The organism is Jiangella aurantiaca, assembly GCF_004349105.1.
Taxonomy (GTDB): Bacteria; Actinomycetota; Actinomycetes; order Jiangellales; family Jiangellaceae; genus Jiangella; species Jiangella aurantiaca.
On sequence record NZ_SMLB01000021.1, the window covers coordinates 50083 to 76551 of the forward strand.

The window sequence follows — 26469 nt, forward strand, 5'->3', positions numbered from 1 at the left end:
CGGGATCACGGGAGACGGCGGACGTCGAAAAGCCGCGCCGTGCGCCTCGGGTGTGGTCACCGAGGGACGGACGCGGCTGCGGCGTGCTCCCGTGTCGCCGGCCCGGACCCGCTCAGATGGGGGTCAGCCGGTGGTACGCGAAGCTACGCCGTGACGGACCGGCGGGGACGCCAGTACGCCACAGCGGCGTTCTTTGTCATTCCCACGCCTCCAGGGTAGCGGCCGCGGTCAGCCGGACACCAACGATTTCGGCGTGACGGTGACCTCGAACGGCCTCGCCAGGGTGACGCTCTCGTCGCCGGCCGTCCGGCCCACCTCCTCGTATGCGCCGTCGACCAGGTCGTAGGCGACGATGGACGGCTCGTCGGGGTCCACGATCCAGTACGACGCCACCCCGTGCTCGGCGTAGACGGAGGCCTTGAACACTTCGTCGTAGCGGCGGGTGCTGCGCGACAGCACCTCGACGGCCAGCACGAGCGGCGCCACGATGTTGCGCGCTCGAACGTCCGCCCGCCGGACGACGAGCAGGTCCGGCTGCAGCGACGTGACATCGTCGGGCTGCCAGTCCAGCGGCACGACATAGACCTTGAAATCCTCCGGTCGCGCCGCGCGTAGCAGCACGAAGAGCTCGCCGATGGCCTCCTGGTGAACGGGCCGGGGCGCCGGGCTCACGAGCAGGATCCCGTCGACCAGCTCGTACCGCAGCCCATCGGCCGGCAACGACTCGAGGTCGGCGACAGTCCATCCCTCGACTGCATGTGGCATCGCCGTCATGGTTGTCATGGTGCCCCCTTCCGGGCGCGGTCGCCACTGAGCCTTCCGTGGCGACACCGCGCCCAGCAATCGGCGATCCGCACATTGTGGATGACTAGCCGAGCAGCAGCTCGCTGTGGACGACCTCGGCGCGTTCGCCCTGCCAGCGGCGCCGCGCCCAGCGGTCGTGCGTCACGACGACCACGGCGAGGCCGGCGCCGTCGACCGCGGCCTCCAGCTCCTCCACCAGGCCCAGCGACAGGTGGTTGGTCGGCTCGTCGAGCAGCAGCACCTGCGGCCGGGTCACCAGGAGCCGGGCCAACGCGAGCCGCCGCTGCTGTCCGACGGACAGCGCGCCGACCGGTGTCGCCAGCGCCGGTCCCGGCAGCAGGCCGAGACCGGCGAGCTCGGCCTGGTACTCGTCGGCCGGGCCGGGGCGGCCGGCGGCGAACGCCTGCACGGCCGTCAGCGTCGGGTCGGGGAAGCTGCCGGTCTGCGGCAGCCAGCCGATCCGCAGCCGGCGCGAGCGCAGCACCTCGCCGGTCTCCGGTTCCAGCGCCCCGGCCAGCACCGACAGCAGCGACGACTTGCCGGAGCCGTTGCGGCCGTTGATCATCAGCCGGGTGTCGCGGGTGACGTCCAGGGCGCGTGCGGTGATGCGGCCGGGCACCTTGACGTCGCGGACGGCGATCAGCACGCCGTCGGGCACGTCTGCGCCGAGCGCGGCGTCGAAGGTGAGCAGCCGCGGCGGCTTCGGGATGCGCAGCTCCTCCAGCCGGCGCAGCCGGTTCTCGGCGTCGCGGACCCGGCGCGACACCGCCGCGTCGACCTTCTGGCTGAGGAAGTGCGCGACGAACTTGTCGTTGTCGCGGCGGCCGCGGCCGTCATGGCCGACCCGCCGGGCATCCTGCTTGACGACGGCGCGGGCTTCGTCGACCTCGTCGGTCCAGGTGGCGTACGCCTGCTCCCACCGCGCCCGGGCGGCCGCCTTGCCGGCCAGGTAGTCGGTGTACGTGCCGGTGTAGCGGGCCGGGCCGACGTGCGGGGTGCCGTCGCGGTCCACCGTCAGGACGGGGTCGAGGTCGAGGATGGACGTCGCGACGCCGTCGAGGAACGCGCGGTCGTGCGAGACGGTGACGACGGCACCGCGGTGGGCCCGCAGCGCCTCCTCGAGGAACGCGATGGCGTCGTCGTCGAGGTGGTTCGTCGGCTCGTCCAGCAGCAGCACGTCCGGCGCCCGGACCAGCGCGAGCGCCAGCGCCAGGCGGGACCGCTGACCGCCGGACAGCGTGTCGAGCGGCCGGTCCCCCGCGACGTCGGCCAGCCCCAGTCCGGCCAGCGCGCGGGCGGCGCGGGCGTCGGCGGACCAGCCGTCTCGGTGCTCGAACTCGGCCAGCAGGTCGCCGTACTCGTCCAGCACCGACTGGTCGCCGTCGGCGAGCTTCGCCTCGGCGGCCCGCATGCGCTGCTCGAGGAGGCGGAACTCCGCCAGCGCGGCGTCGATCGCGCCGTCGACGGTGCCGCCGTCGGGCAGGTCGGGCTCCTGGGTCAGGTAGCCGAGGGTGCCATGCCGTTCGACTGTGCCGGAGTCGGGCCGCTCGACCCCGGCGGAGAGCCGGAGCAGCGTGGACTTGCCGACGCCGTTCTCGCCGACGATGCCCAGCCGCTCCCCCGCGGTGGCGTCGTAGCTGACACCGTCGAGGACCCGGCGGCCGGCGTAGGCGATGGAGAGGTGGCGAACAGAAAGCAGAGACACGTGACGACCTCGACGAGGTTGCTGGGAGCCCGCCGGGTGGACACACCTCGGGCGCGGGCGGAGTCACGCGTCAGATCACATCGCTGTCGATGATGCCATCCGGGCCCGGCCGCGGGCAAACGGATTTCCGCGACTGTCGGTGCCCCTCACTGAGGTGTGCGGCGTTCCGAGCGAAGGAGTCACCCATGAACATCTGCAACATCGTCGTCGCAACGAGTTCTGCGTTCAGTGAGCCGGCCGCGGCTCAGGCCTAGGCCTGCTCCGGGACGGCGTCGATGCCGGCCTCCTTGCGCTGCTGCGCGGTGATGGGCGCCGGCGCCGCGGTCAGCGGGTCGTAGCCGCCGCCGGTCTTCGGGAACGCGATGACGTCGCGGATCGAGTCGGACCCGGCCAGCAGCGCGGTGATGCGGTCCCAGCCGAACGCGATGCCGCCGTGCGGCGGGGCGCCGTACTTGAAAGCGTCGAGCAGGAAGCCGAACTTCTCCCGCGCCTCCTCCCGGCCCAGGCCCATCACCTGGAAGACGCGCTCCTGCACCTCACGGCGGTGGATACGGATCGACCCGCCGCCGATCTCATTGCCGTTGCAGACGATGTCGTAGGCGTAGGCCAGCGCATTGCCCGGGTCGGTGTCGAAGGTGTCCAGCGACTCCGGCTTCGGCGAGGTGAACGCGTGGTGCACTGCGGTCCAGGCGCCGGAGCCGACGGCGATGTCGTCGGTCTCGTCGACCGGCTCGAACAGTGGCGAGTCGACCACCCAGGTGAACGCCCAGGCGTCCTCGTCGATCAGTCCCGCGCGGCGGCCGATCTCCAGCCGGGCCGCGCCGAGCAGCGCTTGCGACGGCCGGCGCGCGCCGGCGGCGAAGAACACGGCGTCGCCGGGGACCGCGCCGACCAGCTTGGGCAGACCGGTCTTCTCGTCCTCGGACAGGTTCTTCGCGACCGGGCCTGACAGCTCGCCGTCGGCCCCGACCAGCACGTACGCCAGCCCTCTCGCGCCGCGCGCCTTGGCCCAGTCCTGCCAGCCGTCGAGCTCCTTGCGGCTCTGCGACGCGCCACCCGGGTACACGACGGCGCCGACGTAGGCTGCCTGGAACACGCGGAACTCTGTGTTCGCGAAGTGCTCGGTGACCTCGGTGAGCTCCTGCCCGAACCGCAGGTCGGGCTTGTCCGAGCCGAATCGGTCCATGGCGTCGTGGTAGGTCATGCGCGGGATCGGCGTGGTCAGTTCGTGGCCGACGAGCGCCCACAGCGCCTTGAGGACACGCTCCGCCAGTGCGATGACGTCGTCCTGCTCGACGAAGCTCATCTCGATGTCGAGCTGGGTGAACTCGGGCTGCCGGTCGGCGCGGAAGTCCTCGTCGCGGTAGCAGCGGGCGATCTGGAAGTACCGCTCCAGCCCGGCGACCATGAGAAGCTGCTTGAACAGCTGCGGCGACTGCGGCAACGCGTACCAGGACCCCGGCCGCAGCCGGGCGGGCACCAGGAAGTCGCGCGCCCCCTCGGGCGTCGACCGGGTCAGCGTCGGCGTCTCGACCTCGACGAAGTTCTCGGCCAGCAGGACGTCGCGGGCGGCGCGGTTGACCGCGCTGCGCAGCCGGATGGCGGCGGCCGGCCCGGACCGGCGCAGGTCGAGGTACCGGTACTTCAGCCGCACCTCCTCCCCGACGTCGACGTAGTCGTCGATCTGGAACGGCAGTGCCGCGGCCTCGCTCAACACCTCGACGGCCTCGGCGACGAGCTCGATCTCGCCGGTCGGCAGGTTCGGGTTCTCGTTGCCCGCCGGGCGGCGGCCGATCTGCCCGGTGACCTGGATGCAGAACTCGTTGCGCAACCCGTGCGCCACGGCCTCGTCGCGCACCACCACCTGCGCCACCCCGGACGCGTCGCGCAGATCCAGGAACGCCACTCCCCCATGATCGCGACGGCGGGCCACCCAGCCGGTAAGGGTGACGGTCTGGCCGGCGTGGTCGGCACGCAGCGTGCCGGCCTCGTGGGTGCGGAGCACGGGTGTTCCTCCGGGAAGCGGTGTGGTTGCGCTGACCCAGCGATCCTACGTAACCGCTCGCCGCCACGGCGAGTCCTCTTGATCATGTGCGTTGGCGGCGTGTCAGCGACCGCGAGGGAACATGATCACGGTACCCACGGCCGGCTCCATGATCGACGCAAGAGAATGGGGCAGCAGGGGGACGGCGAACGGCCAGATCCCGCACGTCAACCCGGCCAGCCGCCGCCCATACGACAGCCGCCCACGTCGTCGCCACGTCCATCCAGCAGCCCGCACCCGGCCACGTCAGAACAGCGCGCCCTGACCGTGCTCGACAGGCGCCGGCTCGGGCAGCGGCCGTGGGCCCCAGCGCCGCCCGTGCAGGGGGCGCCGGCGGTCGTCCACGAGATCCTCGTCGTCGTCGCGGAGGCGATACTTGCGCAGGTGGGGCTCGATCCGGGCCCGCAGCCAGTCGCGGTAGCGCTGGTCGGAGTAGGAGCCGCTGTGGTAGAGCCGCCGGTACAGCGGCAGCAGGTCGGGCCGGGTGGACTCGAGCCAGCCGAGGTACCACTCGCGGGCGCCGGGTCGCAGGTGCAGCGGGATGTAGCTGATGCCCGTCGCGCCGGCGTCGGCGACGGCCGCGACCAGCGCGGACAGGTGCTCCTCGGAGTCGGTGAGCCCGGGCAGGATCGGCGCCAGCAGGACGGTGCACGGCAGCCCGGCCTCGCGCACCGAACGTACCAGCTCCAGGCGCGCCTTCGGCGTGGGCGTGCCGGGCTCCACCGAGCGGTGCAACCGCTCATCGAGCAGTGCCAGCGACACCCCGACACCGACCTGGACGTCCTCAGCGGCGCGCTGCAGCAGCGGCAGGTCGCGGCGGAGCAGCGTGCCCTTGGTGAGGATGCTGAACGGCGTGCCGGACCCGGCCAGCGCCTCGATGACGCCCGGCATCAGGCGGTACCGGCCCTCGGCCCGCTGGTAAGGGTCGGTGTTGGTTCCCATCGCGACGTGCTCGCGCGACCACGTGCGGCGGCTGACCTCGCGCCGCAGCACCTCGGCGACGTTGACCTTGACGATGACCTGACGGTTGAAGTCGTCGCCGGCGTCGAGGTCGAGGTAGGTGTGGGTGTTGCGGGCGAAGCAGTTGTGGCTGACGACGCCGTGCGCGATGAAGTCGCCGGTGCCGGTGGTGAGGTCGAACATCGGCAGGTCGACGTCCATCGGCCGGACGTAGCTGACGTTCAGAGCGTCGTCGGCCCGCACCGCCGCGCCGACGACGCTGCGCCGCAGGCCCATCAGGCGGTCGCGGGTGGTGAGGTAGGGACGGGGCGGCTCACCCTCGGCGGCCGGCGTCACGTGCTTCCAGCCGTCGGGGGTGAGGAACCGGTGGTCACCGCTGGCGACGATCGAGGTGCCGCCGTCGAGCTCGACGCGGAACGCCGGCTTCGACGTGCGCCAGTGGTCGAGCACCTGGGTACGCACCAGTCGCCGGCTCAGTCCTTCGAGCCGGGTCCCGAGCACCCGGTCGCCCGGCCGCACCCGGGCCAGCGGGATGGTGGAGCCGTCGGCCATGCCGATGGGCGCGTACCCGGACAGGCAGTACGTGCACGCGTGGCTGCAGCCGCGGTACGGGTTCACCGTCCACCGGAACGGCACGTGGGACGCCTCCGGCACCTTGTTCAGCGCCGACTTGGACGTCACCTCGTGAAACGTGATGCCGTCGAACTCCGGTGTGCGCACGCTGCGGACCAGCCCCGACAGCCGCTGCAACCCCGGCAGCGCCGCGCCGTCGGTGACCGCGAGCTCCTGACCTTCCCAACGCACTCATCCATTCGAACACATGTTCGGTGTAGACACAAGCCCACGCCGAGCAGGTGCTAGACGAGCCGCTGGAGGTGCGTGACCAGCCCGTTCAGCGAGATCGCCTGCTGCTCCCCCGTCGCCAGGTCCTTCACCTGGGCGACGCCTGCGGCGAGATCGCGCTCGCCGACGACGACGGCGTACCTCGCGCCGCTGCGGTCGGCGGCCTTCATGGCGCCCTTGAGGCCGCGGCCGCCGGTGGCGAAGTCGGCCGCGACACCCGCCCGCCGCAGCTGCGTCACCAGGCCGAACGCCCACGCCGCCGCCTCGTCGCCGAGCGGGACGGCGAACACCTGGACGCCGGTGACTCCCGGCAGCGGCAACCCCTCGGCCTCCATGGCCAGTAGCGTTCGATCGGCGCCGAGCGCCCAGCCCACACCCGGCAGCGCCGGCCCGCCGATCAGCTCCGACAGCCCGTCGTACCGGCCGCCGCCGCCCACCGCGGACTGCGAGCCGAGCCCGTCGTGCACGAATTCGAACAGCGTGCGGGTGTAGTAGTCGAGGCCGCGCACCAGCCGCGGGTCGTCCTCGAACTCGACCCCGGCCGACGTCAGCAGCGAGCGGACGGTGTCGTGGTGCGCGCGATCCGACGGCGACAGGAAGTCGGTGACCACGGGCGCCGAGGCCAGCGCCTTCTGGATCTCCGAGCGCTTGTCGTCGAGCACCCGCAGCGGGTTGATCTCGACCCGGCGAGCGGTCTCGTCGTCGAGGTCGAGGCCGCGCAGGTAGTCCTGCAGCGCGGCCCGGTAGGCCGGCCGCGACTCGTGCGACCCGAGCGAGTTCAGCAGCACCCGCACGCCGGTCAGGCCGAGCGCGCGGTAGGCATCGACGGCGAGCACGATCAGCTCGGCATCGCTGGCGGGGTCCTCGGTGCCCAGGATCTCCGCGCCGACCTGCGAGAAGTGCCGGTAGCGGCCCTTCTGCGGCCGCTCGTAGCGGTAGTACGAGCCGGAGTACCAGAGCTTCACCGGCAGCGCGCCGCGGTGCAGGCCGTTCTCGAGGACGGCGCGCAGCACGGGCGCCGTTCCCTCGGGCCGCAGCGTGACGTCGTCGCCGCCGCGGGTGGTGAAGGAGTACATCTCCTTGGTGACGATGTCCGTCGACTCGCCGACACCGCGGGCGAACAGCGTCGTCTCCTCGAAGCTGGGCGTCTCGACGTAGCCGTAGCCGGCCGAGCGCAGCGGCGCGGCCATGGCGTCGCGGACGGCGAGCATGGCCTCGCCGCGCGGCGGCACGAGGTCGAAGGTGCCCTTCGGGGCACGGAAGGTTCGCCGGTCGCCGGAGTGGTTCGTTGTCACGTCGCTTCAGTCCTAGAAGGTGCGGGTGGAATCGTGTTCACGTCTCTACAGTCCTCGCAGGTACGGGTTGGATGCGCGTTCCCGGTCGAGGGTCGACGCCGCGCCGTGGCCGGGCCGGACGGTGGTGAGTCCGGGCAGCTCGTCATCCGACGCGAGCCGGGTCAGCGTCGCGCGCATCAGCGCGTCGTCGCCGCCCGGCATGTCGGTGCGGCCCACCGTGCCTGCGAACAGCACGTCGCCGGTGAAGACGACGGCGTCGCCGGGCGCGTAGTAGAGCGTCGACCCCTCGGTATGGCCGGGAGCGTGGATCGCGCGCAGTCCGACGCCGGCGAGGTCCAGCTCGGTCTCGGTGCCACCGAACGGCCGGACGTCGGCCGGCTGCGTCCAGTCGGCGCCGAACTGGGCGAACTGTGCCGCCAGCTGCGGCCCGAGCGAGCCCAGCGGGTCAGCCAGCCGGTAGGCGTCACCTTCATGCAGGTGGACGGGGAGGTCACGGTCGCGGCAGAGCTCGCTCAGCGCATACGTGTGGTCGAGGTGGCCATGGGTGACGAGGACGGCGGCCGGCTCCAGGGAGTGCTCGGCGAACACCTTCTGCAGCTGCTCGGCGACCCCGATGCCGGGGTCGATCACGACGCACTCGCGGCCGTCGTCGGCCGCCACGACGTAGCAGTTGGTGCCCAGCACGGGGGCGACAACGGTGAGCAGGAGCACCCAGGAAGGTTACCGGCGGGCCACTCATCGCCGCGAACTCGTTATCTGATTCGGGCCGTGTACTGCCTAGACTGTCCCCGCGTACCACACGCGGAAGGGGGGTCCTCGGGTCCCCTCATCGTTCTCGAAGGACCGGGAGGATGGCTGGTGGCCCAGTCTGCCAAGCAACGCCGGCGTGAGCTCGCGCGCCAGCACTACGAGCGCCAGCGGGCCCGCCGGGCCGCGGAGACCCAGAAGCGGCGGAAGATCGGCATCGTCGTCGGCGCCGTGATCGTGGCGGTGGCCCTGGTCATGGGCACGCTCCTGGTGTCGGGCGCGCTCGGCGGCGACGACGATCCCGTCGCGGCCGGTTCCGACCCCGCGCCGTCGGCCGATGCCGCCACTGGCACCTGCGACTACCGCGCCGCCGGCGAGTCGGCCGTCCCGGACCTCGGCACGCCGCCGGCCATCGATCCCGCCGCGCTCACGACGCCGCTGCCCACCACGGCGACTCTGACGATCAACGGGGCACCGGTCACCGTCACGCTCGACGCCGGCGCGCCGTGCACCGTCAACTCGCTGGCCTTCCTGGCCGCCGCCGGGTACTACAACGGCACCACCTGCCACCGCCTGACGACATCGGACAGCCTGAAGGTGCTGCAGTGCGGCGACCCGACCGGCACCGGCTCCGGCGGCCCTGGCTACGAGTACGACAACGAGAACACCGACGGCGCCACCTACCCGGCCGGTACGGTGGCGATGGCCAACGCCGGCGCGAACACCAACGGCAGCCAGTTCTTCCTGGTGTACGGCGACTCCCAGCTGCCACCGGACTACACCGTCTTCGGCCAGATCACCACTGGTCTGGACGTGATCACTGGTATCGCCGACGCTGGGACCGACAATGGATCAGAGGATGGCGCGCCCATCACCCCGGTCACCCTCGACTCCGTCACCACCGCCTGACCCCGATGAGGACACCGTGACGAACACGACTGGTAGCCCCGAGCACGACGACGCGGCGACATCCGCCGCCGAGGTCGAGCCCACGGCCCCCGAGTCCCCCGGCGCCGCCGAGTCGGCGCCGACGCCCGAAGCCGCCGCGCCGCCCGAGCCCGCGCCGGCCCCCGAGCCTGCCGAGGCTGAGGCTGCGGCCGAGCCGCCCGAGCCCGCAGCGCCGGCAGAGCCCGCCCCGCCCGCGGCACCCACCGTCGCGTCCAACGACTGGGGCCGGGTCGACGAGAACGGCGAGGTGTACGTCCGCACCGCCGAGGGCGAGCGGCACATCGGCTCGTGGCAGGTCGGCAAGCCCGAGGAGGCGCTGGCCTTCTTCGTCCGCAAGTACGAGGACCTCGCGGTCCAGGTCGACCTGCTGGAGACCCGCCTGGAGTCCGGCGCCGCGGCACCCGACGACACCGCCCAGGGCGTCGCGAAGGTGCGCGCGCAGCTGGCCGAGGCGCACGCCATCGGCGACCTCGCCGCGCTGGCCGGTCGGCTCGATGCGCTCGACGCCCGCATCGCCGAGCGGCGGGCCGAGCGCCGCGCCGCGCGGGCGCGAGCGCTGGAGGAGGCGCGCGGCCGCAAGGAGCAGATCGCGTCGCAGGCGGAGAGCATCGCCGAGGGCAACGACTGGCGCAACGGCGCCGACACACTGCGCGGCCTGCTCGAGGAGTGGAAGTCGCTGCCGCGGCTGGACCGCGCCACCGACGACGAGCTGTGGCGCCGGTTCTCCTCGGCGCGGACGCACTACACCCGCCGGCGCAAGGCGCACTTCTCCGAGCTGGCCGAGCGCCGCGACGAGGCCCGCGTCATCAAGGAGCGCATCCTCGCCGAGGCCGAGGAGATCTGCACGTCCACCGACTGGGGCCCGACGTCGCGGCGGTACCGCGAGCTGATGTCGCAGTGGAAGGCCGCTGGGCCGGCGCCGCGCGGCGTCGAAGACAGCCTCTGGAAGAGGTTCCGGGCCGCCCAGGACACCTTCTTCGGCGCCCGGGCCGAGCAGCAGTCCAAGCGCGACGACGAGCAGCAGGCCAACCTCGCGGTCAAGGAGGGCATCCTCGCCGAGGCCGAGGCGCTGCTGCCGATCACCGACTGGAAGGCCGCACGCCAGCAGCTGCGGACCCTGCAGGAGCGCTGGGAGGAGGCCGGGCACGTCCCGCGCGACGCCATGCGGTCGGTCGAGGGCCGCATGCGCCGGGTCGAGGACGCCATCCGCGAGGCCGAGCAGAACGAGTGGCAGCGGTCGAACCCCGAGGCCCGGGCCCGTGCCCAGGCCACGGTCACCCAGCTAGAGGCGTCGATCGCCGACCTCGAGCGGCAGGCCGCCAAGGCGCGCGATACCGGCAACGACCGGAAGCTGCGCGAGGCCGAGGAGGCCATCACGGCCCGCAAGTCCTGGCTCGAGCAGGCCCAGCAGGCGCTGGACGAGTTCACCAGCTGACGCGCCGTCGGTGCGGGGCGCCGAGCCAGGGCGACCATGGCTGGGGCCATGACCGGCCCGACGACATCCGAAAGCGAGTTGAGGCCGACCGGCGAGGTCCCTGGCGGCAGAGAGTCCCACAAGGGAGAAGGAACTAGTGCGTCGGTGCCGGGATGCCGCTGGTCAGCCGGTAGGCGTCGAAGACGCCCTCAACGCCGCGGACCGCCTTGAGCACGTGGCCCAGGTGCTTGGGGTCGGCCATCTCGAAGGTGAATCGGCTGGTGGCGATGCGGTCGGTGTTGGTGGACACGGTCGCCGACAGGATGTTCACGTGCTGGTCGGACAGCACCCGGGTGACGTCGGACAGCAGCCGGGCGCGGTCGAGCGCCTCGACCTGGATGGCCACCAGGAACATGCTGTTCGCCGTCGGCGCCCACTCGACCTCGACCATGCGGCCGTGCTGACGGCGCAGGCCGTCGACGTTCACGCAGTCCTCGCGGTGCACCGACACGCCGGAGCCGCGGGTGACGAAGCCGACGATGGTGTCGCCCGGCACCGGCGTGCAGCAGCGGGCCAGCTTGACCCACACATCGGAGACGCCCTTGACGACGACGCCGGGGTCGCCGCCGCTGCGCCGACGCGGACGGTCGGGGGTGGCCGCCTCGGCGACGTCCTCGGTGGTGCCCTCTTCGCCGCCGAGGATCTGCACCAGCTTCTGCACGATGCTCTGCGCGGAGACGTTGCCCTCGCCGACCGCCGCGTAGAGCGCGGAGATGTCCGGGTAACGCAGGTCGTCGGCGACGGCCTTGAGCGACTCCTGGCTCATCATGCGCTGCAGCGGGAGGTCCTGCTTGCGCATGGCCCGGGCGATGGCGTCCTTGCCGTGTTCGATGGCCTCTTCGCGGCGCTCCTTCGAGAACCACTGCTTGATCTTGTTGCGGGCCCGGGCGCTGGTGACGAACGTCAGCCAGTCGCGGCTGGGCCCGGCGCCCTGCGCCTTCGACGTGAACACCTCGACGACGTCACCGTTGTCGAGGTTGGACTCCAGCGGCACCAGCCTGCCGTTGACTCGCGCGCCGATGGTGCGGTGCCCGATGTCGGTGTGGACGGCGTAGGCGAAGTCGACCGGCGTGGCCGCGGCCGGCAGCGCGACGACGTCGCCCTTCGGGGTGAAGACGAAGACCTCGTTGGACTCCATCTCGAATCGCAGCGACTCGAGGAACTCGCCGGGGTCTTCGGTCTCCTTCTGCCAGTCCAGCAGCTGGCGCAGCCAGGCCATGTCGTTGCCGGCGTTGTCGCCGCTGCCGGCGTGCTTGTCGGTGTCGCGGCCGGCGTTGGAGTCTTCCTTGTACTTCCAGTGCGCGGCGATGCCGTACTCGGCCCGGCGGTGCATGGCGTGGGTGCGGATCTGCAGCTCGACCGGCTTGCCGCCCGGCCCGATGACCGTCGTGTGCAGCGACTGGTACATGTTGAACTTCGGCATCGCGATGAAGTCCTTGAACCGGCCCGGCACCGGATTCCAGCGCGCGTGCACGATGCCCAGGACGGCGTAACAGTCGCGCACCGACTCGACCAGCACACGGATGCCGACGAGGTCGTAGATGTCGGCGAAGTCGCGGCCGCGGACGATCATCTTCTGGTAGATCGAGTAGTAATGCTTGGGCCGCCCGTAGACGTTCGCCTTGATCTTCGACACCCGCAGGTCGCCCTGCACCTGGTCGATGACCGAGGCGAGGTAGTCGTCGCGCGACGGCGCCCGCTCGGCCACCAGCCGCACGATCTCGTCGTAGACCTTCGGATGCAGCGTGGCGAACGAGAGGTCCTCGAGCTCCCACTTGATGGTGTTCATGCCCAGCCGGTGCGCCAGCGGGGCGTAGATCTCCAGCGTCTCGTGCGCCTTGCGCCGCGCCGACTCCTTCGGCACGTATCGCCACGTGCGGGCGTTGTGCAGCCGGTCGGCCAGCTTGATGACCAGCACGCGGATGTCCTTGGCCATCGCGATGACCATCTTGCGGACGGTTTCGGCCTGCGCCGCCTGCCCGTACTTGACCTTGTCGAGCTTCGTGACGCCGTCGACCAGCATGGCGATCTCTTCGCCGAACTCGGTGCGCAGCTGGTCGAGCGAGTACTCGGTGTCCTCGACGGTGTCGTGCAGCAGCGCCGCGGCCAGCGTGGGCGGCGTCATGCCCAGCTCGGCGAGGATGGTCGTGACGGCCAGCGGATGCGTGATGTAGGGATCGCCGCTCTTGCGCTTCTGCCCGCTGTGGGCGCGCGCGGCGGTGCGGTAGGCGCGCTCGATGACCTCGAGGTCGGCCTTCGGATGGTTGGCCCGGATGATGCGGAACAGCGGTTCCATCGCGGGGTCGGACTGCTGTCGTTGCGCGGTCAGGCGGGCGAGCCTCGCCCGCACCCTGACCGGGGTCAGCGCGCCGCTCGGAACTGTCTGCTCGGCCACAGGCCCCCTCTCGTCCCGTGTGAAGGACACAACACAGTTTAGGGGGTCGCTGTTCCCGACGGGTAACTCCGCGTCACGACGCCCGTGATCATCAACCCTTTTGCGCTGCCACGGCGACTGCCACGGCGACACAAAAGGTTGATGATCAGGGCTCCTAGACGAGCAGCAGCGACTGGACGTTGACGTCGGGCAGCTTGGCCCGGCCGCCGAGGAAGCCCAGCTCCATGAGGATGCCGACCCCGACGACGTCGGCACCGGCGGCGCGGACGAGGTCGACGGTCGCGCGGACGGTGCCGCCAGTCGCGAGCACGTCGTCGACGATGAGGACGCGCTCGCCGGGCTGGAAGGCGTCGACGTGGACCTCGATGGTCGCCTCGCCGTACTCCAGCGCGTAGCTGGCGGCCGTGGTCGCCCACGGCAGCTTGCCCTGCTTGCGGATCGGGACGAAGCCGGCGCCCAGCCGATGCGCGACCGGCGCGCCGAGGATGAACCCGCGCGCCTCGATGCCCACGACGACGTCGACGTCCTCGCCGCCGACCGCGCCGAGCAGCTCGACCGTCGTGTCGAACGCGGCGGGGTCGCGCAGCAGCGGCGTGATGTCCTTGAACACCACGCCCGGTTCCGGCCAGTCGGGGACGTCCCGGATACGGGAGAGCAGCAGGTCGCGGTCGGAGTCGGCGATCGCCCGGGAGTTCGTCACGAGGTCTGAGGGTATCGCCTGGACGCCCGCGCGCCTACGCCGAGCCGGGTCAGCGGATGTCGTCGCCGTTAGTACGGTCCTCGCCCTGTGCCTGGACGGGCTCGTGCTTCGGCGCGTCGTCGGCGGCCTCGGGCGGGGTGGACGACGCGGGCGCGGCCGGCTCCTCCGGCTGGATGACGTTGGCGATGGCGCGGCGCACGTAGCGACTGTGCACGCCCGGCGCCACCTCGAGCACGACCTCGTCGTCGTCGACCTCGACGACCGTGGCCAGCATGCCGGCCGTCGTCATGATCTTCGAACCGGGCTGGACCGACTGCTGGAGCTCCACCATCTGCCGCCGCTGCTTCTGCTGCGGCCGGATGAGCAGGAAGTAGAAGACAGCGATCAGCAGGATCGGGAGCAGCAGTGCTTCCATGATGTGGACAAGCTTCCTTCCAGGGCACCCCGCTCGGGTGCCGTGCAGTGTCCGGCGGTCCCGGTGACCGCCGAAAGTACGAGTCTACCCGTGCCGCGGCCGCGGACTGATCCCCTTTCCCTCTGGGACTCGCCGCCGCCTGGGACCTCGCGATCGCCCTGGGCTAGGCACCGTCGGCGGCCGAGAACAGGTCGGGCTCGTCGAACCCGCGTCCGAACGCTGTCTGCGGCGGGACGGCCAGCCCGAGGTGGGTCCACGCGGCGGGCGTCGCGACGCGCCCGCGCGGGGTGCGCGCCAGCAGCCCGGCCCGGACGAGGAACGGCTCGGCCACCTCCTCGACGGTCTCGCGTTCCTCACCTACGGCGACGGCGAGCGTGCCGAGCCCGACGGGGCCACCGCCGAAGCTCTTGCAGAGCGCCGTCAGGACGGCCCGGTCCAGCCGGTCCAGCCCCAGCTCGTCGACGGCGAACACCTTGAGGGCCCCGCGGGCGACGTCGCCGGTGATGACGCCGTCGCCGCGGACCTCGGCGAAGTCGCGCACGCGGCGGAGCAGCCGGTTCGCGATGCGTGGCGTGCCGCGGGACCGGCCGGCGATCTCCCGCGAGCCGTCGCCCTTCAACTCGACCTCGAGCAGCCCGGCCGACCGGCGCAGTACCAGTTCCAGTTCGGCCGGATCGTACAGCTCCAGGTGCCCGGTGAACCCGAACCGGTCGCGCAGCGGCCCCGGCAGCAGCCCGGTCCGCGTCGTCGCGCCCACCATCGTGAAGTGCGGCAGGTCCAGCGGGATCGCCGTCGCGCCGGGGCCCTTGCCGACCACGACGTCGACCCGGAAGTCCTCCATCGCGGTGTACAGCATCTCCTCCGCCGGCCGGGCCATGCGGTGGATCTCGTCGAAGAACAGCACGTCGCCCTCGTTGACCGAGGACAGGATCGCGGCGAGGTCGCCGGCGTGCTGGATGGCCGGACCGCTGGTGATGCGCAACGGGACGCCCATCTCTGCCGCGACGATCATGGCCAGCGTGGTCTTGCCGAGGCCGGGCGGGCCGGACAGCAGGATGTGGTCGGCACTCCTCCCCCGCGCCTTGGCGGCGTCGAGGACGAGGGACAGCTGCTCGCGCAGCCGCTCCTGCCCGACGAACTCCGCCAGCGTGCGCGGCCGCAGCGCCGCCTCGACGGTGCGTTCGTCCTGGTCGGCGTCGCCGCCCACCAGCCGGTGCACGTGGTCGTCGGGAAGGCTCATGTCTTCGCCAGGGTACGCAACGCCTTGCGCAGCAGCGCGGACACGTCCTGCTGCTGCCCGTCACCGTTCACCTCGGTGGCGACGGTCTCGACGGCGCGGTCGGCCTCGCGGGTGGACCAGCCGAGGCCGAGCAGTGCCTCGTGCACCTGGCCCTGCCAGTCGCCCGCACCGGGCGCGGGGCTTGACGGCACCGCCGTCAGCGACGGCCCGCCGCCGGGCACGCCGAGCTTGTCCTTGAGCTCGATGACGATGCGCTGGGCGCCCTTCTTGCCGATGCCGGGCACCTTGGTGAGCGCGACGAGGTCCTCGGTGGCGACGGCGCGGCGCAGGTCGTCGGGCGAGTGCACCGACAGCATCGCCTGCGCGAGCCGCGGTCCGACGCCGCTGGCGGTCTGCAGAAGCTCGAACACCGTCTTCTCGTCCTCGTCGGCGAAGCCGTACAGCGTCAGCGACTCCTCGCGGACGACGAGGCTGGCGGCCAGCTGGGCGACCTCGCCGAGCCGCAGCGACGACGTCGTCGACGGCGTGCAGTGCAGCGCCAGGCCGATGCCGCCGACGTCGATGACGGCCTCCGTCGGCCGGACCACCGTGACCTCGCCACGGACGTAAGCGATCACCGTCGTCCCCTCCCCGCCGCGGCGACCGCGGCCTGCAGCCGGTTCTGCGCCGACCCGCGCCACACCTGGCAGATGGCCAGCGCCAGGGCGTCGCTGGCGTCGGCCGGCTTGGGCCGCGCGTCGAGCCGCAGCAGCCGGGTCACCATGAACGCCACCTGCGCCTTGTCGGCCTGGCCGCTGCCGCTGACCGCGGCCTTGACCTCGCTCGGCGTGTGGGTGACGACGGGGATGCCGCGGCGCGCCGCGACGAGCGTCGCCACGCCGCTGGCCTGCGCCGTCCCCATGACGGTGCGGACGTTGTGCTGGCTGAACACCCGCTCGACCGCTACGGTGTCGGGCCGGTAGGCCGCCACCCATTCCTCCAGCGCGGTCTCGATGGCCAGCAGCCGGTGCCCGAGCTCGGCGTCGGCGGGCGTGCGGACGACGTCGACGGCGACGAGGTTCAGCGGGCGCCCGGGCGACCCCTCGACGACGCCGAGACCGCACCGCGTCAGCCCCGGATCGACCCCCAACACCCGCATGCAGCACCCTCCGCCGTGAATTGGGCCGAACACCAGTTCGGTGCCGACCCTACCGGCGCCGCCACTCTCGCCTCGGCAGACTCGCCGCGAGGATCAGCCGACCGCCGCCATGACGTCGTCGGAGACGTCGAAGTTGGCCCACACGTTCTGCACGTCGTCGCTGTCCTCGAGGGCGTCGATGAGCCGGAAGATCTTCCGGGCGCCGTCCTCGTCGAGCGGGACGCTGACCGACGGCACGAACGACGACTCGGCGGAGTCGTAGTCAAGGCCCGCCTGCTGAATGGCGGTGCGGACGGCGACGAGGTCGCTGGCCTCGCTGCGGATCTCGAACGCCTCGCCGAGGTCCTCGACCTCTTCGGCGCCTGCGTCGAGCACGACCTCGAGCAGGTCGTCCTCGGTGATCGTGCGACCGCCCTCCTGGGCCGCCGGCACGACGACGACGCCCTTGCGGTCGAACATGTACGCGACCGAGCCGGGGTCGGCCATGGAGCCGCCGTTGCGGGTCATCGCGACGCGGACCTCCGACGCCGCGCGGTTGCGGTTGTCGGTGAGGCACTCGATGAGCACCGCGACGCCGTTGGGGCCATAGCCCTCGTACATGATGGTCTGGTACTCGGCCCCGCCGCCCTCGGCGCCGGAGCCGCGCTTGACGGCGCGGTCGATGTTGTCGTTGGGGACCGACGACTTCTTCGCCTTCTGGATGGCGTCGAACAGTGTCGGGTTGCCCGCGGGGTCGCCGCCGCCGGTGCGGGCCGCCACCTCGACGTTCTTGATCAGCTTGGCGAAGAGCTTGCCCCGCTTCGCGTCGACCAGGGCCTTCTTGTGCTTGGTGGTCGCCCACTTGGAGTGGCCGGACATGAGGGGTCAAGCCTCCTTCACGATGTCGAGGAAGAGCGCGTGCACACGCGCGTCCGCGGTCAGTTCCGGGTGGAAGGACGTGGCCAGGAGCCGTCCCTGCCGGACCGCGACGATATTACCCGTGCCGTCGCCCGTGGCCACGCGAGCGAGCACGTCGACGCCGTCGCCGACCTTCTCGACCCACGGCGCCCGGATGAACACGGCATGGAAAGGTTCCACGGGCGCACCGATGGCAGGGAAGTCGAGGTCGGTCTCGAAGGAGTCGACCTGGCGGCCGAACGCGTTGCGCCGGACCGTGATGTCCATGCCTCCGACGGTCTCTTGGCCGGCGACGCCGCCCTCGATGCGGTCGGCCAGCATGATCATGCCGGCACACGACCCGTACGCGGGCATACCGTCGGCGACCCGGCGGCGCAGCGGCTCGAGCAGCCCGAACGTGCGGGCCAGCCGCCACATGGTGGTCGACTCGCCGCCGGGCAGCACGAGCGCGTCGACGGCGTCGAGCTCGGACGGCGTGCGCACCGGGCGGCTCTGCGCCCCGACGGTGGCCAGCATGCGCTGGTGCTCGCGGACGTCGCCCTGCAGGGCGAGCACGCCCACGGTGGGCTGGGTCACGATGCGCCTTTCGTTCGGAGTGCCGACCTTGGATTCTACCGTCGCGGCCGTCAATCGACCGTGTGGGCGACGCCGTCCCAGCCGCGGTCGAGCAGGCCACGCACGATCGACGGAAGCGCCGGCGGGTAGATCGGCTCGTCGACGGCGTCCAGCTCGTCGGCGGTGCACCAGCGCAGCTCCGTCACCGACGCCTGCTCGATGGAGGTCCAGCCGGTGGTGTCGAGCTCGTGCGCCGATTCGGGGAGACGGGCGAAGAACAGCACCTCGTCCTGGCGGTACGGCCGGCCGTCGAAGCTGAACATGGCGCTGCGGACGGCGACCGGCCCGGCCAGCTCGGCGGGGTCGAGCCGGATGCCGCTCTCCTCGAGCAGCTCGCGGACGGCGCCGGCCCGCTCGTCCTCGTCGGGCTCCAGTCCCCCGCCGGGCGTGATCCACCAGACGTGGTCGTGCGCGGCGGGGTCGACGCCGCGCATCATCAGCACCCGTCCCGCGGCGTCGACGGCGATGACCCGGGCCGCGCGGCGGAACCAGACGCCGTCGTCGTCGCGCCACTCCCCGAGGTCGGAGGCGTCTGCCGTCACGGCCCCGGGGTCACCAGCCGCGCTCGGCCAGCCGGTGCGGCTCGGGCACGTCGGCGACGTTGATGCCGACCATGGCCTCGCCGAGGCCACGCGACACCTTCGCCAGCGTGTCGGGGTCGTTGTAGAACGTGGTGGCCTTGACGATGGCCTCGGCCCGGCGGGCGGGGTCGCCGGACTTGAAGATGCCCGAGCCGACGAAGACGCCTTCGGCGCCCAGCTGCATCATCATGGCGGCGTCGGCCGGGGTGGCGATGCCGCCGGCGGTGAACAGCACCACCGGGAGCTTGCCGGCCTGGGCGACCTCGCGGACCAGCTCGTACGGGGCCTGCAGCTCCTTCGCGGCGACGTACAGCTCATCCTCGGGCAGCGACGACAGCCGGGTGATCTGGTCGCGCAGCTGGCGCATGTGCGTCGTCGCGTTGGAGACGTCGCCGGTGCCGGCCTCGCCCTTGGAGCGGATCATGGCCGCGCCCTCGGCGATGCGGCGCAGCGCCTCGCCCAGGTTCGTCGCGCCGCACACGAACGGCACGGTGAACTTCCACTTGTCGATGTGGTGCTCATAGTCGGCCGGCGTGAGCACCTCGGACTCGTCGATGTAGTCGACGCCCAGGCTCTGCAGCACCTGCGCCTCGACGAAGTGCCCGATGCGCGCCTTCGCCATGACCGGGATCGACACCGCGTCGATGATGCCGTCGATGAGGTCGGGGTCGCTCATGCGCGCCACGCCACCCTGGGCGCGGATGTCGGCCGGGACCCGCTCGAGCGCCATGACGGCGACGGCGCCGGCGTCCTCGGCGATGCGGGCCTGCTCGGCGGTGACCACGTCCATGATCACGCCACCCTTGAGCATCTCGGCCATGCCACGCTTGACCCGGGCGGTACCGACGGTGGACTGCGTCTCTTCGGACACTGCTGCTCGAACCTCATGAGTCGATGGGCGGAGGGACAGGTCCATGGTACGTCCTCACCAGTGACACCACCGCGTCCATTTCCGGCCACCGGACAGCCGCCGAGTGGGCCGAGTTCGCCACACCCTCCCCGTCCCCCTGCCGCCCCATTCTCTTGCCGCGAACGTGCGCCTCGAGTCCGCGCCACATCACCAGGATCACCCGAGCATCAACACGATTGCAGGCCTGGTGATGCACCAGAAAGCCTCATGATGGCGCCACCAACGCGGCAGGGGGACGTGGGAACACCAGCGGACCTCACTCCGACGCCAAGCCCCGCGGCACGGTGTCGTCCAGCTCGACGGTCTCTGGCATCGGTGCATAACCGGCCAGCCTCAACCACCGGACCAGCGCCTTCCGCCGCAACCGCACCGCTCCCCGGACCAGCTCGTTGTGGAACCGCCGGGCATGGGCGGCCCGCCGGCACGCCATCGCCAGCTCCTCGAGCGCCGCCTCGGCAGCAGGGTCGGACCGGAGCGGCTCCAGGTCCGCCGGATCGTCCAGGGCGGCCTTCAGCACCGCGGTGAGGTCGCTCTCGGCCTGGTAGCGCTCCACCCCCTCCGACGCCGTCCGGGCCCGCGACGCCGCATCCGCCAGGGCCACCGACGTCGCGGGGTCGAGCAGCCCGGCGGTCGCCAGATCCAAGACCGACCCCGACCGCCGCAGGAGCTCGGCGTCGAGCACGGCCCGCGACGCCTCCAGACGGGCGTGCCGCCGGTCCAGTCGCCCGGCCGTCCACGACAGATAGACGCCGAGCGCGGCGAGTACGGCGATGGTGACGAACAGCCATTCCCAGTTCACGGCAGCCCCGGCAGTTTGAAGGTGTGACCGCCGGACCCGACGGCGACGGCCATCTCGTACACCGCCAGCACCTCGTCGGCGACCCGCGCCCAGTCGTACCGCCGCACCCCCAGCGACGCGGCCGCGCGGTAGCGCGCCCTGCGCGCCGGATCGCCCAGAAGCCCGATCGCCTCCGCCGCCAGCGCCGACGCGTCCCCGACCGGCACCAGCGCGCCCAAGCGGCCGTCGTCCAGCACGGCCTGGAACGCCTCCAGCTCGCTGGCCAGCACCGGCGCACCCGCGGCCATCGCCTCGGCCAGCACGATGCCGAACGACTCGCCGCCGATGTGCGGCGCGACGTAGATGTCGCTGCTGGCCAGCATCGCGGCCTTGTCGTCGTCGCTGACGCCGCCCAGGAACTCGACGGCGTCGCGGTGGCGAGGGTCGATGCCTCGGCGGATCTCGTCGATCTCGCCCCGGCCGGCCACGAGGAGGCGGGCGCGCGGGAACGCGTCGTGGATGGCCGGCCACGCCTTGAGCAGCACCTGCAGACCCTTGCGCGGCTCGTCCAGCCGGCCGAGGAACGACAGCGTCCCGTCCTCCGCCCGCCACGACTGCCGCGGCGGGACGGCGAACCGATCGACGTAGAGCCCGTTCGGGATCAACACCGCGTCGACACCGAGGTGCTCGACGACGGTCCGCCTGGCCTCCTCGGAGACGGCGATGTGGGCGGCGAACTTCTCGAACGCCGACTTGAGGATCCCCTGCGCGGCACTCATCGCCCGCGACCGGCGCATCGCCGAGTGCGACGTCGCGACGATCGGCACCTCGGCCCACCACGTCGTGATCAGCCCTAGCGACAGCGACGCCGGCTCGTGGACGTGCACGACGTCGAACTCACCGTCGACCAGCCAGCGGCGCACCCGGGCGGCGATGCGGGGCCCGAACGCGACCCGCGCCACCGACCCGTTGTACGGGATCGCCACCGGCCGCCCGACGGTGGTGATGTACGGCGGCAGGTCGTCGTCGTCATCGCCCGGGGCCAGGACGGAGACCGTGTGCCCGCGCCGGGTCAGCTCCTCGGTGAAGTCGCGGATATGCACCTGGACGCCGCCCGGGACGTCCCAGGAGTACGGGCAGGCGATGCCGACCTTCACGACGTCACCGGCTGGATCCGCCGCCGCGGGTCGTTCGGGTCGAGATCGGCCAGGAACAGCCGCTGCGTCATGTGCCAGTCCTGGGGGTTGGCCGCGATACCGATCTCGAACGCGTCGGCGATCCGCTGCGTCATGGTGGCCAGCCGCTCGCCACGCTCCTCCGGCGGCTCGATCGGCTCGTGGAACCGGATGACCAGGCCGTGGTCGGGCTCGCGGCCCTCGTAGGCGAGCGTGGCGGGGATCAGCGCGGCGCCGGTGCGCAGCGCCAGCATCGCGCTGCCGGCCGGCATCCGGGTCGGCTCGCCGAACAGCGTGACGGGGATGCCGCGGCGGGACAGGTCGCGCTCGGCCGGCAGGCAGACGAGACCGCCGCGGCCCAGGTGCTCGGCCAGCGCGCTCATGACGCCCTCGCCGCCCAGCGGGTGCACCGTCATGCCGAGCGCCTCGCGGTAGGTGACGAACCGTTCGTACAGCTTCTCCGGGCGCAGCCGCTCGGCCACCGTCGCCAGCGGGGCGCCGGTGAGGCAGGCCCACGCGCCGGCCCAGTCCCAGTTGCCCATGTGCGGCAGCGGGACGACGACGCCCCGGCCGGCGGCCAGGGCGTCGCGGAAGTGGTGCTCGTCGATCACCCGGACCCGGTCGAGGATGCGCTCGTGACTCCACTCCGACATCCGGAACGCGTCGCACCAGTACCGCATGTACGAGCGGGCGCCGAGCCGGGTGAGCTCGTGCAGCTCCTCCGGCGACCACTTGCCGACGCGGGCCAGGTTCAGCTCCAGCCGCCGCACCGACGGACTGCCGCGGCGCCAGAAGAAGTCCGCGATGGTCCGGAACGACCGGTAGGCCGCCTTCTCCGGCATGTGCTGGACCGCTTTCCAGCCGGTGCTGTAGAGCCACAGCTGGCGCCAGTCGCTGAATGCACTCACTCCAGGGCCGCCTGCCGTCGCACCGTGTTGACGCGGTGCCACACCGTCCACGCGCTGGCCGCCGTCAGCAGCCAGAGCAGCACCTCGAGCACCACCATGGGCAGGTCGAACAGCCCGACGAGCCCGGTGACGACGAGGATCGCGACCAGCCGGTCGGCCCGCTCGGCGATGCCGCCGCCGGCGGTGTAGCCCAGGCTCTCGGCCCGCGCCTTGGCATAGGAGACGACGGCGCCCAGCGTCAGGCAGGCGATCAGCAGCGCCACCATGCGCAGGTCGTCGCCGTCGCCGGCGAACCACAATGCCAGCCCGCCGAAGATCGCGGCATCGCCGAAGCGGTCCAGCGTGGAGTCGAGGAACGCACCCCATTTGCTGGTCCGGCCCTGCAGCCGCGCCATGATGCCGTCGATGTTGTCGAAGAAGACGAACGCCGTGATGAACAGCGTCCCCCAGAAGAACTCCCCCTGCGGGTAGAAGATCAGCGCACCGGCGACGACGCCGAGGGTGCCGATGACCGTCACCGCATCCGGGCCCAGACCCAGCCGCAGCAGCCCGCGCGCGGCGGGAGTCAGGATGCGGGTCGAGTAGACCCTGGTGTACTTGTCGAGCATCGCCCGTCCGTTCGACTCCAGATGTCCGAAACCGGCCCGCTGACTGAGCGGCACCCGGCGCGGCCATGCTACTGGCGTTATGCCGATCACCCTTGCGCATCCACGCGTCGCGCACCAAAGTGGCCATCACCACATCTACGATCCGCGGCGGCGCAACGAGGCGCTGGAACCGCCGGGCCGCGTCGCCTGCGAGGCAGGAGGCTGGCTCATGGCGGCACGACACCAGGCAGGAGAGCAGACCGACGCCGGAGGCGTACCTCCGGCCGACGGGGTCGACGTCCGCAACGTCACTCTCGTCGGCCCGGCCTCCGCCGGCAAGACCACGCTCGTCGAGGCCCTCCTCGTCGCGTCCGGGACGATCCACCGGGCCGGCCGGGTCGAGGACGGCACCACGGTGAGCGACCACGACGAGAGCGAGATCCGCCAGCAGCGGTCGGTCGGCCTGGCGCTCGCACCGCTGCTGCACGAACAGACCAAGATCAACCTGCTGGACACCCCCGGCTACGCCGACTTCGTCGGGGACCTGCGGGCCGGGCTGCGCGCCGCCGACTGCGCCCTTTTCGTGGTGTCGACGGCCGAGCCGATCGACGGCACCACCCGGCTGCTCTGGGCCGAGTGCGAGGCGGTGCGCATGCCGCGCGCCGTCGTCCTGACCAAGCTGGACCACCCCCGCTCAGACTACGCCGGCACGCTGGCCGCGATCCGGGAGGGCTTCGGTGACAAGGTGCTGCCCCTCTACCTGCCCAGCGGGACGGACTCCCTGGTCGGCCTGCTCAGCGAGCGGGTCTTCACCTACGACGGTGGCAAGCGCACCGAGCGCGACCCGTCGGACGACGAGGCCGCCCGGCTGGAGGAGGCCCGCGGCGAGCTCATCGAGGGCATCATCGAGGAGTCCGAGGACGAGAGTCTGATGGACCGCTACCTCGCCGGCGAGCACATCGAGCTGAAGGTGCTCGTCGACGACCTCGAGCGGGCGGTCGCGCGCGGCTCGTTCCACCCGGTCATCCCGGTCTGCTCTGCGACCGGCCTGGGCACCCAGGAGCTGCTCGAGGTCATCGCGGGCGGCTTCCCCTCCCCCGCCGAGCACCCGTTGCCCGAGGTGACATCGCTGAACGGCACGCCGCGCGACGACATCGCCGCCGACCCCGCCGGCCCGCTGCTGGCCGAGGTCGTCAAGACCACGTCCGACCCGTACGTGGGCCGCGTCAGCCTGGTCCGGGTGTTCTCCGGAACGCTGCGCCCGGACCAGACGGTGCACGTCTCGGGTCACTTCCTGGCCGACCGCGGGCACGAGGAGCACGACGAGGACGAACGCATCGGCGCGCTGTCCTGCCCTCTCGGCAAGACGCAGCGGCCGGTCCCCGAGGCACACGCCGGTGACATCGTCGCGATCGCCAAGCTGTCCCGGGCCGAGACCGGCGACACGCTGTCCGCCAAGGACGACCCGCTGATCATGCGGCCGTGGTCGATGCCCGAGCCGCTGCTGCCCTTCGCGATCGTCCCGTCCGCCAAGGCCGACGAGGACAAGCTCGCGCAGGGTTTGTCCCGGCTGGTCGCCGAGGACCCGACGCTACGGGTCGAGAACAACCCGGAGACGCACCAGCTGGTGCTGTGGACCATGGGCGAGGCGCACGCCGATCTCGTCCTGGACCGGCTGCGCACCCGCCACGGCGTCAACGTCGACACCGTCGCGCTGCGGGTGCCGCTGCGCGAGACGCTGGCCGGCAAGGCGAACGGCCGCGGGCGCCACGTCAAGCAGACCGGCGGGCACGGCCAGTACGCCGTCTGCGAGATCGAGGTCGAGCCGCTCCCCGAAGGCGGCGGCTTCGAGTTCGTCGACAAGGTCGTCGGCGGCTCCGTCCCGCGCCAGTTCATCCCGTCGGTCGAGAAGGGCGTGCGGGCGCAGATGGAGCGCGGCACCGTCGCCGGCTACCCGATGGTCGACATCAAGGTCACCCTGTACGACGGCAAGGCGCACAGCGTCGACTCGTCGGACATGGCCTTCCAGACCGCCGGCGGCCTGGCGTTGCGCGAGGCGGCCGCGGCGGCCGGGGTGAACCTCCTCGAGCCGGTCGACGAGCTGTCCGTCATGGTCCCGGACGACTACGTGGGCACCGTGATGGGCGACCTCGCCGGGCGGCGCGGCCGGGTGCTCGGGACCGAGGCGGTGGGTGCGGGGCGGACGGTGGTGCGTGCGGACGTGCCGCAGACGGAGATCGTGCGGTACGCGATCGACCTGCGGGCCATGAGCCACGGCACCGGCACCTTCACCCGGCGCTTCGCCCGCTACGAGCCGATGCCGCACAACCTCGCCGCCAAGGTGACGGCCGACAGCTCGGCGTAGTTGCCCGAGCCCTGCCGTTGCGGGCACCGTGACACCATGACGGCAGACGAGGAGGAGGAGGCGCGACGAGAGCGTCTGCAACGGTTCCTGGCCGACGAGGTGTGGCCGCGGATCCCCGCGGAGGTCCGCGGCCACGCACCGACCAAGGCCGAGCGCGAAGTGCTCCTCGGCGACGACCCGGCGGATCTCGTCCGGGCGGGCTATGACGCGGCACTGCCCGCCTACGCGGCGCTGGAACACGACACCTGGCCGCGGACCCGCTGGCTGCGCGAGCTGTCCGCGCTGCTCGAGCCGGGTTCGGCGGTGTTGGAGAACGGCTTGCGCGGTTCGCCCCGCTCGCCGTGACCGGCCCGGGCCGCGTGCGGGCATGGGTCGGGCCCGAACCCGCGTTGACGACGAGTGAGTCGATCCCGACGAGAAGGAGAAACCGACCGTGAGCCTGCCCTCCTACCCCGCTCCCCGCTACAACGCCGACATGGGCGAGGTCAGCGCCACCTACCGGCCGGCGACGCAGCGGCCGGACCTCGTCTATCCGTCGTCCGGCGTCACCATCGACTACCTCGCCACGGGCGCCTCCACCGACGGCGAGTTCGGCCTGTACCGATGGACCGCCGGCCCGGAGGAGTCCGGTCCCGCGCCGCACTTCCACCGGACCATCTCGGAGTCGTTCTTCGTGCTCTCCGGGGCCATGCGCATCTACACCGGCACCGAGTGGATCGAGACCACAGCCGGCGACTACGTCTACGTCCCGCCCGGCGGGCTGCACGGGTTCCGCAGCATCACCGGAGTGCCGGCGTCGATGCTGTTGCTGTTCACGCCCGGCGCGCCGCGCGAGGGTTACTTCGAAGGGCTGATCGACGTAGCGGCGGGGCGGATGAGCGACGAGGAGCGCGCGGCGTTCTACGACCACCACGACAACCATTGGGCCCGCTGAGCGGCCGGCCT

25 protein-coding genes are annotated in these 26469 nt (G+C 71.9%); 5 read left to right on the forward strand and 20 right to left on the reverse strand.

What is annotated here, in order from left to right:
• Positions 1–228: 228 nt before the first annotated feature.
• The 6 genes from E1262_RS16170 to E1262_RS16195 form a co-directional block, all read right to left on the reverse strand.
• A complete protein-coding gene (locus E1262_RS16170) occupies positions 229–774 on the reverse strand; it encodes a Uma2 family endonuclease (RefSeq protein ID WP_162605943.1) in 546 nt (181 codons plus the stop codon).
• Positions 775–868: 94 nt separating this feature from the next.
• Positions 869–2509 carry an ABC-F family ATP-binding cassette domain-containing protein gene (locus E1262_RS16175; protein ID WP_132104177.1) on the reverse strand — a complete coding sequence of 547 codons (1641 nt, stop codon included), beginning with the start codon at positions 2507–2509 and terminating at the stop codon, positions 869–871.
• Positions 2510–2759: 250 nt separating this feature from the next.
• Positions 2760–4514 carry an aspartate--tRNA ligase gene (gene aspS, locus E1262_RS16180; RefSeq protein WP_132104178.1) on the reverse strand — a complete coding sequence of 585 codons (1755 nt, stop codon included), beginning with the start codon at positions 4512–4514 and terminating at the stop codon, positions 2760–2762.
• A gap of 285 nt (positions 4515–4799) precedes the next feature.
• Positions 4800–6317, reverse strand: a complete 1518-nt coding sequence (locus E1262_RS30920; protein WP_132104179.1) for an Rv2578c family radical SAM protein — start codon at positions 6315–6317, stop codon at positions 4800–4802.
• 53 nt (positions 6318–6370) lie between these two features.
• Entirely contained in the window at positions 6371–7567 is a 1197-nt protein-coding gene (gene hisS / locus E1262_RS16190; protein WP_420810531.1) for a histidine--tRNA ligase, read from the reverse strand.
• A gap of 129 nt (positions 7568–7696) precedes the next feature.
• Entirely contained in the window at positions 7697–8362 is a 666-nt protein-coding gene (locus E1262_RS16195) for an MBL fold metallo-hydrolase (RefSeq protein WP_132104181.1), read from the reverse strand.
• A 147-nt stretch (positions 8363–8509) separates the two neighbouring features.
• Here E1262_RS16195 and E1262_RS16200 point away from each other — a divergent pair, with 147 nt between their 5' ends.
• Together E1262_RS16200 and E1262_RS16205 are read left to right on the forward strand one after the other, a co-directional pair.
• Positions 8510–9307, forward strand: a complete 798-nt coding sequence (locus E1262_RS16200; RefSeq protein ID WP_132104182.1) for a peptidylprolyl isomerase — start codon at positions 8510–8512, stop codon at positions 9305–9307.
• Between the two features lie 16 nt (positions 9308–9323).
• Positions 9324–10781 (forward strand): DUF349 domain-containing protein, encoded by a 1458-nt coding sequence (locus tag E1262_RS16205; RefSeq protein WP_238992954.1) that lies wholly within the window; start codon positions 9324–9326, stop codon positions 10779–10781.
• Positions 10782–10914: 133 nt separating this feature from the next.
• Here E1262_RS16205 and E1262_RS16210 read toward each other — a convergent pair whose 3' ends face one another.
• From E1262_RS16210 to pgsA, 14 genes are all read right to left on the reverse strand, one after another.
• Positions 10915–13215, reverse strand: coding sequence for a RelA/SpoT family protein (locus E1262_RS16210; protein ID WP_275261768.1), 2301 nt, complete (start codon positions 13213–13215; stop codon positions 10915–10917).
• Between the two features lie 154 nt (positions 13216–13369).
• A complete protein-coding gene (locus tag E1262_RS16215) occupies positions 13370–13915 on the reverse strand; it encodes an adenine phosphoribosyltransferase (protein ID WP_203453926.1) in 546 nt (181 codons plus the stop codon).
• 49 nt (positions 13916–13964) lie between these two features.
• Positions 13965–14330 carry a preprotein translocase subunit YajC gene (yajC, locus tag E1262_RS16220; RefSeq protein ID WP_132104184.1) on the reverse strand — a complete coding sequence of 122 codons (366 nt, stop codon included), beginning with the start codon at positions 14328–14330 and terminating at the stop codon, positions 13965–13967.
• Positions 14331–14493: 163 nt separating this feature from the next.
• Positions 14494–15570 carry a Holliday junction branch migration DNA helicase RuvB gene (gene ruvB / locus E1262_RS16225; RefSeq protein ID WP_132104185.1) on the reverse strand — a complete coding sequence of 359 codons (1077 nt, stop codon included), beginning with the start codon at positions 15568–15570 and terminating at the stop codon, positions 14494–14496.
• A complete protein-coding gene (gene ruvA / locus E1262_RS16230) occupies positions 15567–16187 on the reverse strand; it encodes a Holliday junction branch migration protein RuvA (protein WP_132104186.1) in 621 nt (206 codons plus the stop codon). Before ruvA ends, ruvB begins: the two co-directional genes overlap by 4 nt.
• Positions 16184–16708 (reverse strand): crossover junction endodeoxyribonuclease RuvC, encoded by a 525-nt coding sequence (gene ruvC / locus E1262_RS16235; protein ID WP_132104187.1) that lies wholly within the window; start codon positions 16706–16708, stop codon positions 16184–16186. The genes ruvA and ruvC overlap by 4 nt, the downstream gene beginning before the upstream one ends.
• Before the next feature lie 93 nt (positions 16709–16801).
• A complete protein-coding gene (locus E1262_RS16240; RefSeq protein ID WP_132104188.1) occupies positions 16802–17566 on the reverse strand; it encodes a YebC/PmpR family DNA-binding transcriptional regulator in 765 nt (254 codons plus the stop codon).
• A gap of 6 nt (positions 17567–17572) precedes the next feature.
• Positions 17573–18184 carry a pyridoxal 5'-phosphate synthase glutaminase subunit PdxT gene (gene pdxT / locus E1262_RS16245; protein ID WP_132104214.1) on the reverse strand — a complete coding sequence of 204 codons (612 nt, stop codon included), beginning with the start codon at positions 18182–18184 and terminating at the stop codon, positions 17573–17575.
• A gap of 47 nt (positions 18185–18231) precedes the next feature.
• Positions 18232–18762, reverse strand: coding sequence for an NUDIX hydrolase (locus E1262_RS16250; protein WP_203453927.1), 531 nt, complete (start codon positions 18760–18762; stop codon positions 18232–18234).
• A gap of 10 nt (positions 18763–18772) precedes the next feature.
• Entirely contained in the window at positions 18773–19672 is a 900-nt protein-coding gene (pdxS, locus tag E1262_RS16255; RefSeq protein WP_116948847.1) for a pyridoxal 5'-phosphate synthase lyase subunit PdxS, read from the reverse strand.
• A 295-nt stretch (positions 19673–19967) separates the two neighbouring features.
• Positions 19968–20510 (reverse strand): NUDIX hydrolase, encoded by a 543-nt coding sequence (locus E1262_RS16260; protein WP_203453929.1) that lies wholly within the window; start codon positions 20508–20510, stop codon positions 19968–19970.
• Entirely contained in the window at positions 20507–21646 is a 1140-nt protein-coding gene (locus E1262_RS16265) for a glycosyltransferase family 4 protein (protein ID WP_132104190.1), read from the reverse strand. The genes E1262_RS16260 and E1262_RS16265 overlap by 4 nt, the downstream gene beginning before the upstream one ends.
• Positions 21643–22572, reverse strand: coding sequence for a phosphatidylinositol mannoside acyltransferase (locus E1262_RS16270; RefSeq protein WP_132104191.1), 930 nt, complete (start codon positions 22570–22572; stop codon positions 21643–21645). The genes E1262_RS16265 and E1262_RS16270 overlap by 4 nt, the downstream gene beginning before the upstream one ends.
• Positions 22569–23180: a phosphatidylinositol phosphate synthase gene (pgsA, locus tag E1262_RS16275; protein ID WP_132104192.1), complete on the reverse strand. Its 612-nt coding sequence runs from the start codon at positions 23178–23180 to the stop codon at positions 22569–22571. Before pgsA ends, E1262_RS16270 begins: the two co-directional genes overlap by 4 nt.
• Positions 23181–23388: 208 nt before the next feature.
• Here pgsA and E1262_RS16280 point away from each other — a divergent pair, with 208 nt between their 5' ends.
• From E1262_RS16280 to E1262_RS16290, 3 genes are all read left to right on the forward strand, one after another.
• On the forward strand, positions 23389–25524 hold the full coding sequence (locus E1262_RS16280) for an elongation factor G-like protein EF-G2 (RefSeq protein ID WP_132104193.1): 2136 nt from the start codon (positions 23389–23391) through the stop codon (positions 25522–25524).
• Positions 25525–25560: 36 nt separating this feature from the next.
• Positions 25561–25869 carry a hypothetical protein gene (locus E1262_RS16285; protein WP_132104194.1) on the forward strand — a complete coding sequence of 103 codons (309 nt, stop codon included), beginning with the start codon at positions 25561–25563 and terminating at the stop codon, positions 25867–25869.
• A gap of 130 nt (positions 25870–25999) precedes the next feature.
• Entirely contained in the window at positions 26000–26458 is a 459-nt protein-coding gene (locus E1262_RS16290) for a cupin domain-containing protein (protein ID WP_132104217.1), read from the forward strand.
• The last annotated feature ends 11 nt before the right edge of the window (positions 26459–26469 follow it).